This window comes from Mesorhizobium montanum (assembly GCF_033977145.1).
GTDB lineage: Bacteria > Pseudomonadota > Alphaproteobacteria > Rhizobiales > Rhizobiaceae > Mesorhizobium > Mesorhizobium montanum.
In genome coordinates, this window is the sequence record NZ_JAVIJF010000015.1 from 91755 (window position 1) to 106760 (window position 15006).

18 protein-coding genes are annotated in these 15006 nt (G+C 62.1%); 12 read left to right on the forward strand and 6 right to left on the reverse strand.

The window, feature by feature from the left end:
• Positions 1-78: 78 nt before the first annotated feature.
• Positions 79-2160: an ATP-dependent helicase gene (locus tag RFM68_RS20775; protein WP_320234872.1), complete on the reverse strand. Its 2082-nt coding sequence runs from the start codon at positions 2158-2160 to the stop codon at positions 79-81.
• 177 nt (positions 2161-2337) lie between these two features.
• Positions 2338-2505 (reverse strand): hypothetical protein, encoded by a 168-nt coding sequence (locus RFM68_RS20780; RefSeq protein ID WP_320234873.1) that lies wholly within the window; start codon positions 2503-2505, stop codon positions 2338-2340.
• Positions 2506-2648: 143 nt separating this feature from the next.
• Here RFM68_RS20780 and RFM68_RS20785 point away from each other — a divergent pair, with 143 nt between their 5' ends.
• The 5 genes from RFM68_RS20785 to RFM68_RS20805 all read left to right on the forward strand — a co-directional run bounded on the left by RFM68_RS20785 (position 2649) and on the right by RFM68_RS20805 (position 4847).
• On the forward strand, positions 2649-2822 hold the full coding sequence (locus tag RFM68_RS20785; RefSeq protein ID WP_320234874.1) for a hypothetical protein: 174 nt from the start codon (positions 2649-2651) through the stop codon (positions 2820-2822).
• A 772-nt stretch (positions 2823-3594) separates the two neighbouring features.
• Positions 3595-4056, forward strand: a complete 462-nt coding sequence (locus RFM68_RS20790; RefSeq protein WP_320234875.1) for a hypothetical protein — start codon at positions 3595-3597, stop codon at positions 4054-4056.
• A gap of 24 nt (positions 4057-4080) precedes the next feature.
• Positions 4081-4347 carry a hypothetical protein gene (locus RFM68_RS20795; RefSeq protein ID WP_320234876.1) on the forward strand — a complete coding sequence of 89 codons (267 nt, stop codon included), beginning with the start codon at positions 4081-4083 and terminating at the stop codon, positions 4345-4347.
• On the forward strand, positions 4344-4523 hold the full coding sequence (locus RFM68_RS20800) for a hypothetical protein (protein WP_320234877.1): 180 nt from the start codon (positions 4344-4346) through the stop codon (positions 4521-4523). The genes RFM68_RS20795 and RFM68_RS20800 overlap by 4 nt, the downstream gene beginning before the upstream one ends.
• Positions 4524-4694: 171 nt before the next feature.
• Positions 4695-4847, forward strand: a complete 153-nt coding sequence (locus RFM68_RS20805) for a hypothetical protein (RefSeq protein ID WP_320234878.1) — start codon at positions 4695-4697, stop codon at positions 4845-4847.
• Between the two features lie 3 nt (positions 4848-4850).
• On the opposite strand, the gene RFM68_RS20810 is transcribed toward RFM68_RS20805, so the two are convergent.
• Positions 4851-5822, reverse strand: coding sequence for a LysR substrate-binding domain-containing protein (locus tag RFM68_RS20810; RefSeq protein ID WP_320234879.1), 972 nt, complete (start codon positions 5820-5822; stop codon positions 4851-4853).
• A 113-nt stretch (positions 5823-5935) separates the two neighbouring features.
• Here RFM68_RS20810 and RFM68_RS20815 point away from each other — a divergent pair, with 113 nt between their 5' ends.
• The 4 genes from RFM68_RS20815 to RFM68_RS20830 all read left to right on the forward strand — a co-directional run bounded on the left by RFM68_RS20815 (position 5936) and on the right by RFM68_RS20830 (position 8897).
• The gene (locus RFM68_RS20815) at positions 5936-6769 is read left to right on the forward strand and encodes a hypothetical protein (protein WP_320234880.1); all 834 of its coding nucleotides are present in this window, start codon (positions 5936-5938) and stop codon (positions 6767-6769) included.
• The gene (locus RFM68_RS20820) at positions 6769-7896 is read left to right on the forward strand and encodes a DMT family transporter (protein ID WP_320234881.1); all 1128 of its coding nucleotides are present in this window, start codon (positions 6769-6771) and stop codon (positions 7894-7896) included. The genes RFM68_RS20815 and RFM68_RS20820 overlap by 1 nt, the downstream gene beginning before the upstream one ends.
• Positions 7874-8098 (forward strand): hypothetical protein, encoded by a 225-nt coding sequence (locus RFM68_RS20825; RefSeq protein ID WP_320234882.1) that lies wholly within the window; start codon positions 7874-7876, stop codon positions 8096-8098. Before RFM68_RS20820 ends, RFM68_RS20825 begins: the two co-directional genes overlap by 23 nt.
• 355 nt (positions 8099-8453) lie before the next feature.
• Positions 8454-8897 (forward strand): Ros/MucR family transcriptional regulator, encoded by a 444-nt coding sequence (locus RFM68_RS20830; protein ID WP_320234970.1) that lies wholly within the window; start codon positions 8454-8456, stop codon positions 8895-8897.
• Positions 8898-8953: 56 nt separating this feature from the next.
• On the opposite strand, the gene RFM68_RS20835 is transcribed toward RFM68_RS20830, so the two are convergent.
• From RFM68_RS20835 to RFM68_RS20845, 3 genes are all read right to left on the reverse strand, one after another.
• Positions 8954-9208 (reverse strand): hypothetical protein, encoded by a 255-nt coding sequence (locus RFM68_RS20835; protein ID WP_320234883.1) that lies wholly within the window; start codon positions 9206-9208, stop codon positions 8954-8956.
• Between the two features lie 21 nt (positions 9209-9229).
• Complete coding sequence (locus RFM68_RS20840; RefSeq protein WP_320234884.1) at positions 9230-9430, reverse strand: hypothetical protein; 201 nt, start codon at positions 9428-9430, stop codon at positions 9230-9232.
• 372 nt (positions 9431-9802) lie between these two features.
• On the reverse strand, positions 9803-10060 hold the full coding sequence (locus RFM68_RS20845; protein ID WP_320234885.1) for a hypothetical protein: 258 nt from the start codon (positions 10058-10060) through the stop codon (positions 9803-9805).
• A 124-nt stretch (positions 10061-10184) separates the two neighbouring features.
• Here RFM68_RS20845 and RFM68_RS20850 point away from each other — a divergent pair, with 124 nt between their 5' ends.
• The 3 genes from RFM68_RS20850 (at position 10185) to RFM68_RS20860 (ending at position 14884) form a co-directional block, all read left to right on the forward strand.
• On the forward strand, positions 10185-12062 hold the full coding sequence (locus RFM68_RS20850) for an ABC-F family ATP-binding cassette domain-containing protein (protein ID WP_320234886.1): 1878 nt from the start codon (positions 10185-10187) through the stop codon (positions 12060-12062).
• 145 nt (positions 12063-12207) lie between these two features.
• On the forward strand, positions 12208-12828 hold the full coding sequence (locus RFM68_RS20855) for a DoxX family protein (protein WP_320234887.1): 621 nt from the start codon (positions 12208-12210) through the stop codon (positions 12826-12828).
• Positions 12779-14884 (forward strand): molybdopterin-containing oxidoreductase family protein, encoded by a 2106-nt coding sequence (locus RFM68_RS20860; protein ID WP_320234888.1) that lies wholly within the window; start codon positions 12779-12781, stop codon positions 14882-14884. The genes RFM68_RS20855 and RFM68_RS20860 overlap by 50 nt, the downstream gene beginning before the upstream one ends.
• The last annotated feature ends 122 nt before the right edge of the window (positions 14885-15006 follow it).

Below are 15006 nucleotides of genomic sequence, written 5' to 3' on the forward strand. Positions count from 1 at the left end.
TTTTACTAACAAAAACCTATTGTTGGGTGAAAAGTTCCATGACGAAGGCCGCGGGCCAGCGATGCTTCTGGGCGAACACTATTTCCACATGCCGCGCATGCGGGCGCCGAGATCGACCTTGACGCCCGGCCGCTGGCGCGGGTCGTCCTTGAGGGATGAACTCGCCCAGGACGACTGCTCGAAGGCCGCAAGCATCGAGGCCGGGATGAAGCGGGTGCGCGAGGCATAGACGTGACGATCGCCGCGCGCCGGCTGGTTGTGCGGATAAAAGCGCTGCGGCACGACGAGATGCAGGCTGTCCTTGGCCCTGGTCATCGCCACGTAGAGCAGCCGGCGCTCCTCGTCGACGTCTTCCTTGGTGCCGACGCCGAGATCGGCGGGAATGCAGCCGTCGACGGTGTTGAGCACGAAGACGTTCTTCCACTCCTGGCCCTTGGCCGAATGGATGGTCGACAGGATCAGGTAATCCTCGTCGCGATGCGGCGGCCCGGCCTGGTCGCTGGTGGCGTCGGGCGGATCGAGCGTCAGCTCGGTCAGGAAACGCTCCCGTGAGGGATAGCCCGACGCGATCTGCTCGAGCTGGATGAGATCGGCGCGGCGCGTGATCGCGTCCTCGTGGATGCGCTCCAGATGCGGCTCGTACCAGAGCCTGATCCGCTCGAGGTCGGCCGGCCATTTGGCGCCGGCACGCAGTCCGCTATAGATGTCGAGGAACACCGGCCAGTCCTGCGCGGCGCGCTGCGGCGGCCGGAAGCGGGCAAGGCCCAGCGTCTCGTCCAGCGACGTCGCCATGGCGTCCACGATCTGCGAGGCGGCGGACGGCCCGATGCCGGGCATCAGCTGCAGCACGCGAAAACCGGCGACGCGGTCGCGTGGGTTCTCGGCAAAGCGCAGCATCGCCAGCATGTCCTTGACATGCGCGGCATCGAGGAATTTCAGGCCGCCGAATTTGACGAAGGGGATGTTGCGGCGCGTGAGCTCCACTTCCAGCGGCCCGCTGTGGCTCGAGGTGCGGAACAGCACCGCCTGCGCCTTCAGCGCCGTGCCGGTCTCGCGTTCGGCAAGGATCGCCTGGCAGACATAATTGGCCTGCTCGGCCTCGTCGCGCACGCTGACCAGCTGCGGCCTGTGCGAAGACCGGCGCTCGGTCCACAGGTTCTTGGTGAAACGCTCGCTGGCCTCGCCGATGACCTTGTTGGCGGCGGCCAGGATCGTCTCGGTCGAGCGGTAGTTGCGCTCCAGCATGACGATCTCGGCGCCCTGCGCGAACTGTTTTGGGAAGTCGAGGATGTTGCGCACTTCCGCGGCGCGGAAGGAATAGATCGACTGCGCGTCGTCGCCCACCACGGTCAAGCCGGCGCCGTCCGGCTTCAGCGCCAGAAGGATCGAAGCCTGCAGCCGGTTGGTGTCCTGGTATTCGTCGACCAGCACGTGGTCGAAGCGGCCACCGAGATGCGCCGCGATCTGAGGCTCGGCCGCCATCTGCGCCCAGTAGAGCAGCAGGTCGTCGTAATCGAGGACGTTCTGCGCCTGCTTGGCTTCGACATAAGCTGCGAACAGCTCCTTCAGCTGTTCCGCCCATCCTGCGCACCAGGGGAAGGCCGAGCCCAGCACTTCGCCCAGCGGCGCCTGCGCGTTCACCGCCCGCGAATAGATCTGCAGGCAGGTGCTTTTGGTCGGAAAGCGGCTTTCGGTCTTCGAGAATCCCAGCTCGTGCCGGGCAAGGTTCATCAGGTCGGCCGAATCCTCGCGATCATGGATGGTGAAGGCCGGATCGAGGCCGATCTGCTCGGCATAGTCGCGCAGCAGCCTTGCGCCGATGCCGTGAAACGTGCCGGCCCACGCGAGCGCGTCGGCGATGATTGCCGCGTCGCGTCCCAGCACCTCGCCGGCGATGCGTTCGACGCGTTTGGCCATTTCCGACGCCGCGCGGCGCGAGAAGGTCATCAACAGGATGCGGCGCGGGTCGGCGCCCTTGACGATGAGATGGGCGACGCGGTGCGCCAGCGTGTTGGTCTTGCCCGAGCCGGCGCCGGCGATCACCAGCAGGGGCGCCGCCACCTTGCCGTCGCCATGCACCACCGCCAGCCGCTGCTCGTCGTTCAGCCGGGCAAGATAAGCGGGCGCCTCGAAGGACGAATCACGAGCGGCGATGTTCATCGCCCATCAAGCATCGTTTCCGCTTTGTTCGCAATACAGCTGATCTCGCCTGGCCTTTGTGATTGGCGAAAGCCGGGGAGACAGCTGATCTCCCCCCTTGAGGGGGAGATGCCCGGCAGGGCAGAGGGGGGCGCTGTCCCGCCGACATATGGCCAATAAGGGGGAAGATTGGCTGAACTACCGCTTCGGCTCTACTCCCATCGCCGCTGACTGGCGTCGCAGCGTGCGCCTCTCGTCGCCGGGCATGTCCAGCGGCGCGACATCGCCGGGTATCTCGTCGATGATCCTCACGGCGACGCGATAGGCGGCGTAGGCGAACAGGCCGGCAAGCAGCAGGCGTATCATGATCGTCTCCTCGTACGGTTCGGTGGTTTCAACCGGACGCGAGCCGGTTGGTTCCCCAGTCCGCGCAGCCAATTCGCCAAGCAACCAAACCGCCCACGCTTCGTTTGCCCTGAAGACCAAGGAGCGAACGAGAGGAGGTCGTCATGAAGAAGCTTCCTGTACTGCTGGCTCTTGCGGCAGGGCTCGTGCTCGCCGCCTGCGACAACAGCATACCGCCCACCAAGGCGCCCGCCGATCAGAACCCGCAGGTCGACAAGAATCCGGTGCCGAAATCGACCACCGGCGGCGACCAGCCAGGCACCCCGCCCAAGCAATAGGTCACGGCAGGTCCGGCCGGCGTTTTCATTGGGCTGAAACGAAGAAGGCCGGCGCTGCTTGGGAGGAAGCTCGATAGCGCCGGCCAAGCGGGAAAATCAGGCCCGCCGCACGATCCAACATAGCTGAGTCTTTCCGTAACGTCATGATGCGATCGCCCTAGCCGGCTATGGAGCCTCGGAGAAATCACCAGCAGCGCGGAACTGGCTTGGTCCCGCTGCGTCACCCGAGATGAGCGAAATGATTGATTATGAGCTGTCACGCCGTGTTCCTACCCAAGCTTAAAAATGGATCGACCCGGTTATCGAATGTTTCATTGTGAAGCTAAAAGTGCCTGTTGCCTTTCGCAGTAAACAGTGGTCATTCTAACTACAGTCAAGTGTAGAATAATAAGTAGTCTCTAGTATTTGTGTGGTAAGAGCTTGTGCTTTGGAGGCATTCTCCAAAATTAGACGGCTTCGCTATGGTTTCGTCTGGGGGGCTTGGGCAAGCCATTCGTAAGGAAATTCGCTATCCAGGCAGGCGGGGCATACATCTGCGATGGCAAGATCATTCGTTTCTGCTGCAATGGTGCTGGGACTGTTGGCCTTGCTCGGCCTCGGGTATGCAGTCATGGCGTCCGTTAGGTTATGGCATTCGATCTTGCCAGGTTCGGCAGCATCTCCCTCGATGAGTATGGAGCCCTACGCGTTCGTCTTCAGGTTTGACGCTTCAAGTTCGCAAGAAGACAGCAGTTCCACGACGCAGAGGGCTCCAAGTGAATGGCGTTTAAGCATGCCGCGGGCATTTGTTTCGTCCGAGCTTGGTGACGATAGTAGCGTCGGTGGGGGGCGCCAGCACCAAAGTCACAGCGTAACAATATCGGCAACGCTCAACCCCGCCACCGGAGATTTCTCACCGGCCATTCTTTCCACCGCGAGCGAAAGATCTGCACATGGCTTCTTCTTCTTTTTGGGCAATGGACCTGTCGGCGAGAAGTTAGCGCGATCACCCCACTGTATTCGCCAAGACGAGATCGATGAATTCTTCGGGACGTCAAAATTATCAGTTAACTTTTTCAAAGCTAATTCCTCTTTCGAGCAAAGATGTATGGCGTATATGAGCGATGAAGGGTGGTGTGTGCGGCTAGAGATGCCGAAAAAAGTATATTTTGACAATTATCAGTGCGCCTGTTACTCCGCATCGGAGATGTTGAAGAAGTATACGACGAAAGCGGACTACGTAAACGAAAACTGAAAACCAATACTCCCATGGAGAACCATGAACGGTACTGGCGTTGCTCCGAACGGAGAAGCTGCTCTGACTGATCAGGAGATCGATGTTCTCGATCGGTTGCTTAGTGTGCATGATCGCGGTGCTTTTTACATGGCGTATAACGCCATGTTTGACAGTAGTGAGGCATTGCTGCAAACGCAGATTTCTACCTTCTCGGGGGCCGTTGGCGGAACGGCGTTAGGCCCGAACCGACTCGTTCAGGTTATGTTTCGGGCCTCGTGCATCCAGAGTGGCTTGGGGAGCCATCCGTGAAGAGAACGATGAAGAGAAGAGCCTTGGCAGTGAGTCTGTCTGCTCTGTTTCACGGCATGCTCTTGACCGCCCTGCAAGCGGAAACACTTGGCGAAGACGTCAATAAAAATCCAATGGCCCTTATCGTATACCTCAAAACGCAGAAGAAATTCAGCCAGGGTATTTCTATTGCTTGACTGATATCGAAATATTCGGTAATTATAAGAGCAGATTTTGTATGTATACGATAAGCTCATTTAATATTTACTTGGATGAACTAAATATAGGAAAAATCCAATACGGACGATCCTCAATAATAGTAACGGTATTAAACCTAATGCCAAAATATAATGTGAGAGAGATGTGCAATGTCTGTAGATGACGGTCTCTCAAATGCCGTTTTCTCCGATTTGTACCAGAGTCAGCAGGGTGGCATCACGAACGCTATCGAGAAGCTCTATGCCGAATATCTCGTGCTGCCGATCCTGGACTCGTTCCACCGGGCATTCGTGGAGGAATAACCCTCACGCCATCGCCACGAGCCGAACCGGCACGCCAGCAGCGATCTCTTGGTCCAGTTCGCGCTGCGTCAGCGCCGCTTCGGTCACGATCCACTGCTTGAACAACTCCACCTTGCGGGCGCCGAGCGCCTTGATGGGGCTGACGAAATACCAGCCCGCCGTGTTGGGGTGGTGGACCGCGAAAGGGGCCACCAGCCGTTCGGCGCGGATGTCGCTCGCCATATAGGCGCGGTTGGCGACGGCAAAGCCCATGCCGGCATTGGCCGCTTCGTAGGACATCATGCAGGAATCGAAATAGACGCTCCTGGTCTCGCCGAGCACGAAGCTCGCGCCGGCAAAGCCCAGCCACGACTGCCAGTTCTGGGTGCAGGTGTCGGAGTGGAGCAGCGTGAAGTAGCGCAGGTCCTCCGGCGACACTTTCGACAGCGGTTTGTCGCCCAGCACGTCGTAAAACAGCTTGCGGCTGCATACCGGCGTCAGATCTTCCTTGAACAGCAGTTCCGACGTGAGGCCGGGGAAATTGCCGTCGCCATAGCGGATCTCGAGATCGTATTCCGAGCTCGAGAATTCGTGCGTGGCGTAGGAAGTCGACACCCGCATCTCGATGTCGGGATAGTGCCGCTGGAAGGACGACATCCGCGGAAACAGCCAGCGCGCCGCGAAGGTCGGCAAAACGCAGATCCGAAGCACATGCGCCTGCGACTGGCCGGTAGCCTCCATGCTGGCCGCCACGATCCGCTCCAGCGCCTCGCGCACGCGCGCCACATAGGTCTCGCCCTCCGGCGTCAGCGATACCGCATTGCCGCCGCGCTCGAAGATCTTGAAGCGCAGCTGGTCCTCCAGGCTCTTCACCCGCTGGCTGACCGCGGAAGCAGTGATAAACTGCTCTTCGCCGGCGCGCGTGAAATTCTTGTGCCTCGCGGCGCTCTCCACGATTTTCAGCGAGTTGAGGTTGACCTGACTGAGCAGACGCACCGGGTTTCGACCTTAAGCTGGGCTTACGCTACCACCAGCATTCCTAAATTTACAGGGGTGGGTGTTTAAATGACTGTTAACCAAGTTTTGCCCCCACTTTTGGAGAAAGTAGAATGAACGCCCATACAATCCCGGACCTGCGCTGTGCAATGAGCCGCGAGGCCATAATTGGTCATGAGACCGCCTGGAAAGTGTCGACTTTCGGCGTCGCCCAGTATCGCCACGGTTACGACCCCGCTCTGCTTGCCGCCATCGAGGAGGCCGCCCTGAAGTTGAAGGCCAGCCATGCCGTGCACAAGCATCTTGACCTCACTTTTATCACCGGCGCCGACCGCTATATTCCGGAGATCAAGGAATTGCTCAACGACAAGTTGCGCCTGGAAAAGCTGTCCGACATGATGGGCACCAAGCTTGAGCCGTATCCGCTGTCGATCGTCGGCTCGACCGTCACCTTCATGAATCCCAGGGACGGCGCCGTCGAATGGCATTGCGATGGCGTTCCGGTGACGGAGCTCATTCCGCTTTCGATCAGCGATCCGCTGATCGGCGGCCATCTTGAAATCTATTGCGACGATTCCGAGACCGGCCGCTCGATCCTGGAATCCGGCCGCGACCTGCCGCGCAACAAGATCATGCGCATCGACCACAAGATGAACTACGCCACGCTCGGCCAGTTCCTGGGCGTGCTGCATCGCACCGCGCCGATCCAGCTCGGCGAGCGCGTCACCCTGGTGCTCAACCAGCGCTCGGCGACCAAGCCTTATGTCGACGACAACCGCATGTTCTACCTCGCCGCCGACAACGACCATGACCGTGCCTGGGTGAACGAGCTGGCCGAGGACGTCTGGACCAACCAGCTGCCCGCCTATCGCCGCCATGTCGAGGAGCATCCCGTGCCGCAGCCGGCCGCCGAGGCGGTTGCCGGCGGGGCGAGGGAGTCGTGGTAATGAGCCATGATCCGGTCGAGAACCAGCCGCCTTCAGTGTCGCTGAGCCTCGGCCCGGTCGTGCCGGAAAATCAAAGCCGCACCAGTGCCGCCCTCGGGGCGGCGCTGGCCTTCGCCCTCGGCGCCGTGGCGCTGTGGGCGACCAACGCACTGGTCGGCAAAACGCTGCTTGCCAGCTATCCGGTGTCGCAAGTGCAGTTCCTGCAATTTTGCGGCGCGGCCCTGGTCTTCGCGCTGATCCGGCTCTTCCCTTCTCCCCTTGTGGGGTCCGAAGGACGGGGCGAGACCCGCGGCTCGCCCCCGGGCGGTGGATCGGCGCGCAGCGCCGAGACGGATGGTTCCAGCGAGGTGAGACGTTGGCGTTCCCTGGAACACCCCTCATCCGACCTCGCTGCGCGAGGCCACCTTCTCCCACAAGGGGAGAAGGGGAATGCTGCGTTCGCCTACGTCGTAGGCTTCCTGGGCCTGGTCGGCACCATGGTGCTGCAATATATCGGTTTCGCCTCGATGCCGGTCATCGAGGCGAACCTCGTCGCCTACACCTGGCCGCTGATGACCGCCGCGGCGATCATCCTGCTTGGCCGGCCACGGCGTCCGCTGCTGCTCGGGCTGGCCGCGGCGGTCGGCTTCGTCGGCGTGGCGCTGGTCATCTCCGGCGGCCGCACGCACATCTGGTTCGCCGGCGGCAGCCTCATCGGCTACCTCGCCGCTTTCGGCTCGGCGCTCTGCATGGCCTTTTACTCGCTCACCGTTGGCCGCCTTGCCGTGTCGCCGGAGCGTCTGCTTTTGCCCTCGGCGCTGATCGGCGTCGCGCTCACCTTTGCCTGGTGCCTGCATGATGGCATCGTGCGCCCGACCGGCGCGCACCTTCTGCTTGGCCTCTATCTCGGCGCCGGCCCGATGGGGCTCGGCTACTATTTCTGGTCGCGGGCGGCAAAGCTCGATCACGGCGGCAGGATAGCGGTCGTCGCCTATCTGACGCCGATCGCTTCCACGTTTCTGCTGACCCTGTCGGGCGAAAGCCTGTCGATGACGGCGGTTGCCGGCGCCGTGCTCGTCATCGGCAGCTGCCTTTCGGTCGGCATCGAAGGTACGGAGACCCTGGATGATGCACAAACCAGTCGTTGACGAGAACGAGCGGCGCGCCAGGCAGGAGGCGCACTTGCTGGTCAGGGAGTTTGGCGCGGAGGCGCCGCTCTATGCGGCCATGAAGGCGGAAAAGGCCATCGAGCAGAAGGATTTCGGCCGCTGCGCGCGCTGGAAGCGCGTGCTGGAAATCCTCGCCGACGAGCCGCCGGCGGATCTCAGGCGCAGTGCCGCCGCCAAATGAGCGATTTGCCATGGGACTGCCGAATCGCGCATGGTCGACTTCCGGCCGGCGGATTATCGTTGCCGTGCCGGAACTTGGCCTGAACTTCGATTTTTCAGCAACCTCCGCGATAAATCGAAGTGCTATAGCGCCTTTTACGCGTCCAGGCGGACCGCCTGCGCTATAAAACGTCTGCTATAGCTATTAGAATTCCTAACTTGCGCGTTTGCAGTCCGCGTAGAAACATTCACCCTGTATTGAGTCTGGCAGCTTTACTGACACTGGGCGGTCCGTTGGGGGACAGGTCCAATTCGATACACCGACGAAAGTCTTAAAAAACAGCTGGCGATTTGAGGACCAGCAGAAGGTGAAAAAATTGTCCAACATCGACGACAAGACTGCAATCGAGCTGACCGCCGACATTGTCTCGGCCTATGTCGGCAACAATCCGCTTCCCGCCTCGGGCCTGCCTGATCTGATCGCCAGCGTCAGCGCATCGGTGCGCAAGCTCGCCGGCGGCAGCGTCATCAAGGAGGCGGTGGCGCTGACGCCGGCCGTCAACCCGAAGCGCTCGGTCTTCCCCGACCACATCGTCTGTCTGGAGGATGGAAAGAAGTTCAAGTCGTTGAAGCGCCACCTTGCGACCGACCATGGTCTGACGCCGGATGAATACCGCGCCAAATGGGGCCTGCCTGCCGACTATCCAATGGTGGCGCCGAGCTATTCGGCCACCCGCTCGGCGCTGGCCAAATCGTCCGGTCTTGGCCGCAAGCCAGCCGCCGGCGACGCGGGCAAGGGCAAGCGCAAGGCCAAGGCCTGAGGCATCCTGCCCGCGGCGGATGATGTCGCGCCATTACCGTGGCGCGGCCAAGGCCGTTAGAGCAATTCCAGGAAAAAGTGTGAAACGGTTTTCCGTCCGGAATTGCGTAAAAACAAAGAGATAGAGCGTTTCACCGTTTCCGTGAAACGCTCTGGCGCGCGCCGCATTTCGCTGGCAAGTCGTCCGGCGACCTGCTTGCGGCGCTGGACGCGCTCGACCGGTTCGAGCGCGCCATCGTCGAATGCGACGATTCGCCGGTTATGAGACGCGCAGGCTGAATTGCCTCGCCGTTCCGGACCGTCTTGCGGCAAGCAGTCAGCCGCGCCGAACTGTCAGCCGCGCAACTGAGGGGGCTTGGCCGGCCGGGCGCGCTTGGGGTCCTGTTCGTCCGCGAGGCTCTCCGCCTCGACCGCTGTCATTTCGAGAAGATAGACAAGCATCTGGTAGCGCGTGCGCGCGAGCATTTTCGCTAGCTTGCGCGTGATCTCCGCGACGTATTTCAGCGTGCGCGGATCGTTGGCCGCCCCGTCCATCGTGAGCTCCTGATAGGCCAAAGGCCAAGTTACTTGGACCAGGTTATCGTTGGCGCCCACTCACGACTCACGGCGCGCCTGCAAGGTCGCAGGTTTACGACAAAAATTGAACTCAATTTTTGATAAGCATCATGCTTGACCCAGAAGATTTAACTGTCCTTTTTTGGTGGCGTCGTCTCTGTCGCGCCAATATTGAGATAAGACGAACTTACGGTTGTCTTGCCGCACCGGGTTGATCTTCCGCATGGGAATGTTGATCGCGGCGCGAGCAGTGCCGTCCTGTCGTTGCAAGGCGCGCCATTGACGGCCGGCCACCCATCCGCAGCGGCCGCAGAGGACGGGCATGGCAAGTGCATGGTGACTGGCGCTGTCTCAATCGTTCAGGGACGGCGCCTGAGATGGCTTTCCGGCATAAATCTGGATCAGCAGGTGCTCTGGCGATGGCTTGTCCGGCTTGGCGCCAGTCTCGCGCACGAAGGGAGAGATTGGCGGGGTCAGCGCCGCGCTTGCCGGTCCAGTCAAGGAGAGCACATCAGCCGTTCGGTCCTCGAACAGAACCACCTGCGTCGCCAGCGCGGTTGTCGTGGCGACCTGGAAGAAGATGAAGGCGAGGGCGAGATAGCGGATCACGGGCTCCAAAACGCTCCGGCAGGCAACTGGTTCCAGCCCATCGGGCTTTTTGATCCGCATGCATCGAGCCCCATTCAAGGCCTGGCCCTTGCGAAGCGCCGACGTCCCGTGCAAAAGCCCGCTTATGCTTATCATCAACGATCTTACGCTGCGCATGGCGGGGCGGCTGCTTCTCGATCATGCCTCGCTGACCTTGCCGGCCGGCACGAAGGCAGGTCTCGTCGGCCGCAACGGTACCGGCAAGACGACGCTGTTCAGGGCGATCATCGGCGATTTTCCGTCCGAAACCGGCTCGATCAGCCTGCCGAAGAGCACCCGTATCGGCCAGGTGGCGCAGGAAGCGCCGGGCACGGAAGAGCCGCTGATCGAGATCGTGCTCAAGGCCGATGTCGAGCGCCAGGCTTTGCTCGAAGAGGAAAAGACCGCCACCGATGCGCACCGCATCGCCGAGATCCACATCCGGTTGGCCGACATCGACGCGCATTCCGCCGAATCCCGCGCCGCCACCATCCTGGCCGGCCTCGGCTTCGACGATGCCGCGCAGAAGCGACCGGCCTCGTCCTTCTCCGGCGGGTGGCGCATGCGCGTGGCTTTGGCCGCCGTGCTGTTTTCCGAGCCGGACCTGCTGCTGCTCGACGAGCCGACCAACTATCTCGATCTCGAAGGCACGCTCTGGCTGGAGAATTACGTTTCCAAATATCCGCACACGGTGTTGCTGATCTCGCACGACCGCGACCTGCTCAACCGCGCCGTCAACTCCATCGTCCATCTCGACCAGAAGAAGCTGACTTTCTGGCGCGGCGGCTACGACCAGTTCGAGCGCCAGCTCACCGAGCAGCGCGAATTGCAGGAAAAGGGCCGGGTCAAGCAGGAAGCTGCGCGCAGGCACATGGAGTCCTTCGTCGAGCGCTTCCGCGCCAAGGCCTCCAAGGCGAGACAAGCACAGTCGCGCATCAAGGCTCTTGAAAAGATGAAGCCGATCGCCGCGATCGTGAACGACACGGTGCGCCCGTTCTCGTTCCCCGAGCCGGTGAAGACGGTCGCCTCGCCGATCGTGGCGCTGAACAGCGTCAATGTCGGCTACGCCGAGGGCAGCCCGGTGCTGAAGAAGATGACGCTGCGCATCGACGCCGATGACCGCATCGCGCTGCTCGGCGCCAACGGCAACGGCAAGTCGACCTTCGCCAAGCTGCTCGCCGGGCGCCTCAAGGCCGAGGCCGGCTCGATGACGATCGCGCCGGGATTGAAGGTGGCGATCTTTGCCCAGCACCAGCTCGACGATCTGCGCCCGGAGGAAAACGCCTATGAGCATGTGCGCCGGCTGATGCCGGATGCGCCGGAAGCCAAGGTGCGCGCCCGCGTCGCCCGGTTCGGCCTGTCGACCGAGAAGATGAACACGGCCGCGAAGGATCTGTCCGGCGGCGAGAAGGCGCGGTTGCTTATGGGCCTATCCGCCTTCGAGGGTCCGAACCTCTTCATCCTCGACGAGCCGACCAACCATCTCGATATCGACAGCCGTGAATCGCTGATCCATGCGCTCAACGATTTCCCCGGCGCGGTGATCCTGATCTCGCACGACCGGCATCTGCTGGAGGCCACGGCCGACCGGCTGTGGCTGGTCAAGGACGGCGCGGTCCATCCCTATGACGGCGACCTGGAGGATTATAAGACGCTGGTCACCGGCGTCTCCTCCAACCGCCGCGAGCAGAAGGAAGCCGACAAGGCGTCCAAGGCCGACCGCCGTCGCGAGGCCGCCCAGCGCCGCGCCGCATTGGAACCTTTAGCCAAGGAAATCCGCGCCACCGAGGCGCTGATGGACCGTATCCGCAAGCGCATGGACCTGATCGAGGACGAGCTAGCCAACCCGGCGATCTACGAGAAGGACCCCTCGACCGCGACACGCCTCGCCAAGGAGCGCTCGCAGCTTGCGCACACGCTGGCGCTCAACGAGGACAAGTGGCTGACCATGTCGGCCGAGTATGAGGAAGGGATCGCGGAGTAGCTTCTCCTCCGTCTGCGGTCACGTTGCCGTGAGGCAGTAACGCTCGGCAGCTCGAGCACGAATACGAGGCTGTCTCCCGGTCGGTAGGTCTCGTCAATCGTGCTGCCTCCTTGGCCATACCCCTCGTGATGGAAAGTCTCCAGGCATGCAACGTTCCGGACTCCTTTCGAAGGTCACCTTTCTTTCCGCCCCGCGAGCCCTGGCCGATTGGGCGCCTCTCCCGATCCGGCTGATCGTCGGTTTTGGTTTCGTGGCGCATGGCTATGCCAAGGTGAGCAGAGGTCCCGAAACGTTCGGTGTCGTGCTGGACACGTTGGGCGTTCCCTTGCCACAGCTTCTCGCTTGGCTGACGACGCTGGTCGAGCTTGTCGGCGGAGCCGCCGTGCTGGCGGGCGCGTTCATCCCATTGGTCAGCGTGCCTATGGCAATCGTGCTTCTGGCGGCACTGTTCACCGTGCACGCCCGATACGGGTTCTTCTCGGTGAAGTTCGTGGAAGTGAATGCTAACGGCATCAAATTTGGCAGCGTCGGCTACGAAATCGTCCTACTCTACCTCGCAGGTCTCCTGATGCTTGTCATTGGCGGGCCGGGCCGGCTTTCGTTCGACACCTGGTCGATCGAACTAAAGGGGCTACTGCGCCTTGCCCCGCAACGAGAAGGAAGGGGCTGGCCTCCTGGCCCTACACGCCGCCGCCGAAAACGGCTAGACAGGCCCCATGAACCAACACGCCAAGCTCCGGATCGGCCATTCGGCCTGTCCGCATGACTGTCCATCCACCTGCGCGCTCGAAGTCGAGCTGCTCGATGACAACCGCATCGGCCGCGTGCATGGCGCCAAGGCGAACAGTTATACGGCGGGCGTCGTCTGCGCCAAGGTCGCGCGCTATGCCGACCGCGTGCATCACCCCGACCGTCTGCTGAAGCCGCTGGTCCGCGCTGGCGCCAAGGGCGAGGGCGCCTGGAAAGAAGCAAGCTGGGAGGTAGCCCTCGACCTCGTCGCGGAAAAATTCATCGCGGCGGAAGCGAAATACGGCTCGGAGACGGTCTGGCCCTATTACTATGCCGGCACGATGGGGCTGGTGCAGCGCGACGGCATCGAGCGGCTGCGGCACGCGAAAAAGTATTCGGGCTTCTTCGGCTCGATCTGCACCAATCTGGCCTGGACCGGCTGGATGATGGGGGCGGGCGCCCTGCGCGGGCCCGATCCGCGCGAAATGGCGAAGGCTGACTGCGTGGTGATCTGGGGCACCAATGCCGTGGTCACGCAGGTCAACGTCATGACCCACGCCATCAAGGCGCGCAAGGAACGTGGCGCGAAAATCGTCGTCATCGACATCTACGACAACGCCACGATGAAGCAGGCCGATCTCGGCCTGGTGCTGAAGCCCGGCACCGATGGCGCGCTCGCCTGCGCGGTCATGCATGTCCTGTTCCGCGATGGCATGGCCGACCGCGCCTATCTCGAAAAATACACCGACGACCCGCGCGGGCTGGAAGAGCATCTGCGCACCCGCACGCCCGAATGGGCGGCCGCCATTACGGGCTTGAGCATCGCCGAGATCGAGGCTTTCGCGCAGCTCGTCGGCACGACCAAGAAAACATACTTTCGCCTCGGCTACGGCTTCGCCCGCCAGCGCAACGGCTCGGTCAACATACATGCGGCCTCCTGCATCGCCGCCGTCACCGGCGCCTGGCAACATGAGGGTGGCGGCGCCTTTCACTCCAATTCCGGCATCTTCAAGCTGAACCAGGATGTGCTTGAAGGCACCGCGATGCGCGACCCGAACATCCGCTATCTCGACCATTCGCGCATAGGCCCGGTGCTGACGGGTGCGGCGGACGCGCTCTATGGCGGCCCGCCGGTGACGGCGATGCTGATCCAGAACACCAATCCGGCCAATGTCGCGCCCGAGCAGCGGCTGGTGAAACAGGGTTTTATGCGCGAGGACCTGTTCACCTGCGTGCACGAGCAGTTCATGACCGATACGGCCAGGCTCGCCGACGTCGTGCTGCCGGCGACGATGTTTCTGGAGCATGACGACGTCTACAAGGGCGGCGGCAACCAGCACATCACGCTCGGCCCCAAGCTGATCGAGCCGCCGGAAGGGCCGCGCACCAACCACTATGTCAATGAAGAGCTCGGCAAGCGGTTGGGCGTCGGCGACCGGCCGGGCTTCGGCCTGACCGAGCGCGAGCATATCGACATCATCCTTGGCAAGCGCGGGATAGGCAGCTTCGACAGCCTCAAGGAACAGAAGTGGGTCGACCTGCAGCCGGGTTTCGACGACGCGCATTTCATCAACGGCTTCGGCCATGCCGACAAGAAATTCCACTTCCGGCCCAACTGGACCGGGCAGTCGGCGCCCAACCGGCCGCCGAAGAGCATGGGTCTGTTCGGACCGGTCGGGCGGCTGCCGGAGTTTCCTGACCATGTCGAACTGATCGAGGCCGCGGATGAGGAGCACCCGTTCCGGCTGGCGACCTCGCCGGCGCGCAATTTTTTGAACTCGACCTTTGCCGAAACGCCGGTGTCGAAGGCCAAGGAAGGCAGGCCGGAACTGCTCATCCATCCCCAAGATGCGGCGGCGCTCGGGATCGAAGATGGCGGCCGCGTCGAGGTCGGCAACCGGCGCGGCGACGTGGTGCTGCACGCCAGGGTCTTCGACGGCGTGAAGCGCGGCGTGGTGATAGCCGAAGGCATCTGGCCGAACAGCGCTCATGAACGCGGCGAGGGCATCAACGTCTTGACCGGCGCCGACGCCCCGGCACCGTATGGCGGCGCGGCCTTCCACGACAACAAGGTGTGGCTCAAGGCGCTCTGACGATTTCAGCTACTTCGCGGGCCGGGCGTCCAGCGTCGTGATCTCGCCCGCTGTCCGGCGATCTGGCCCAAGCGCCTCTCGTCGCACCTGCCAGCTCCCGTCGTTATAGAGGCGTTCTGTCT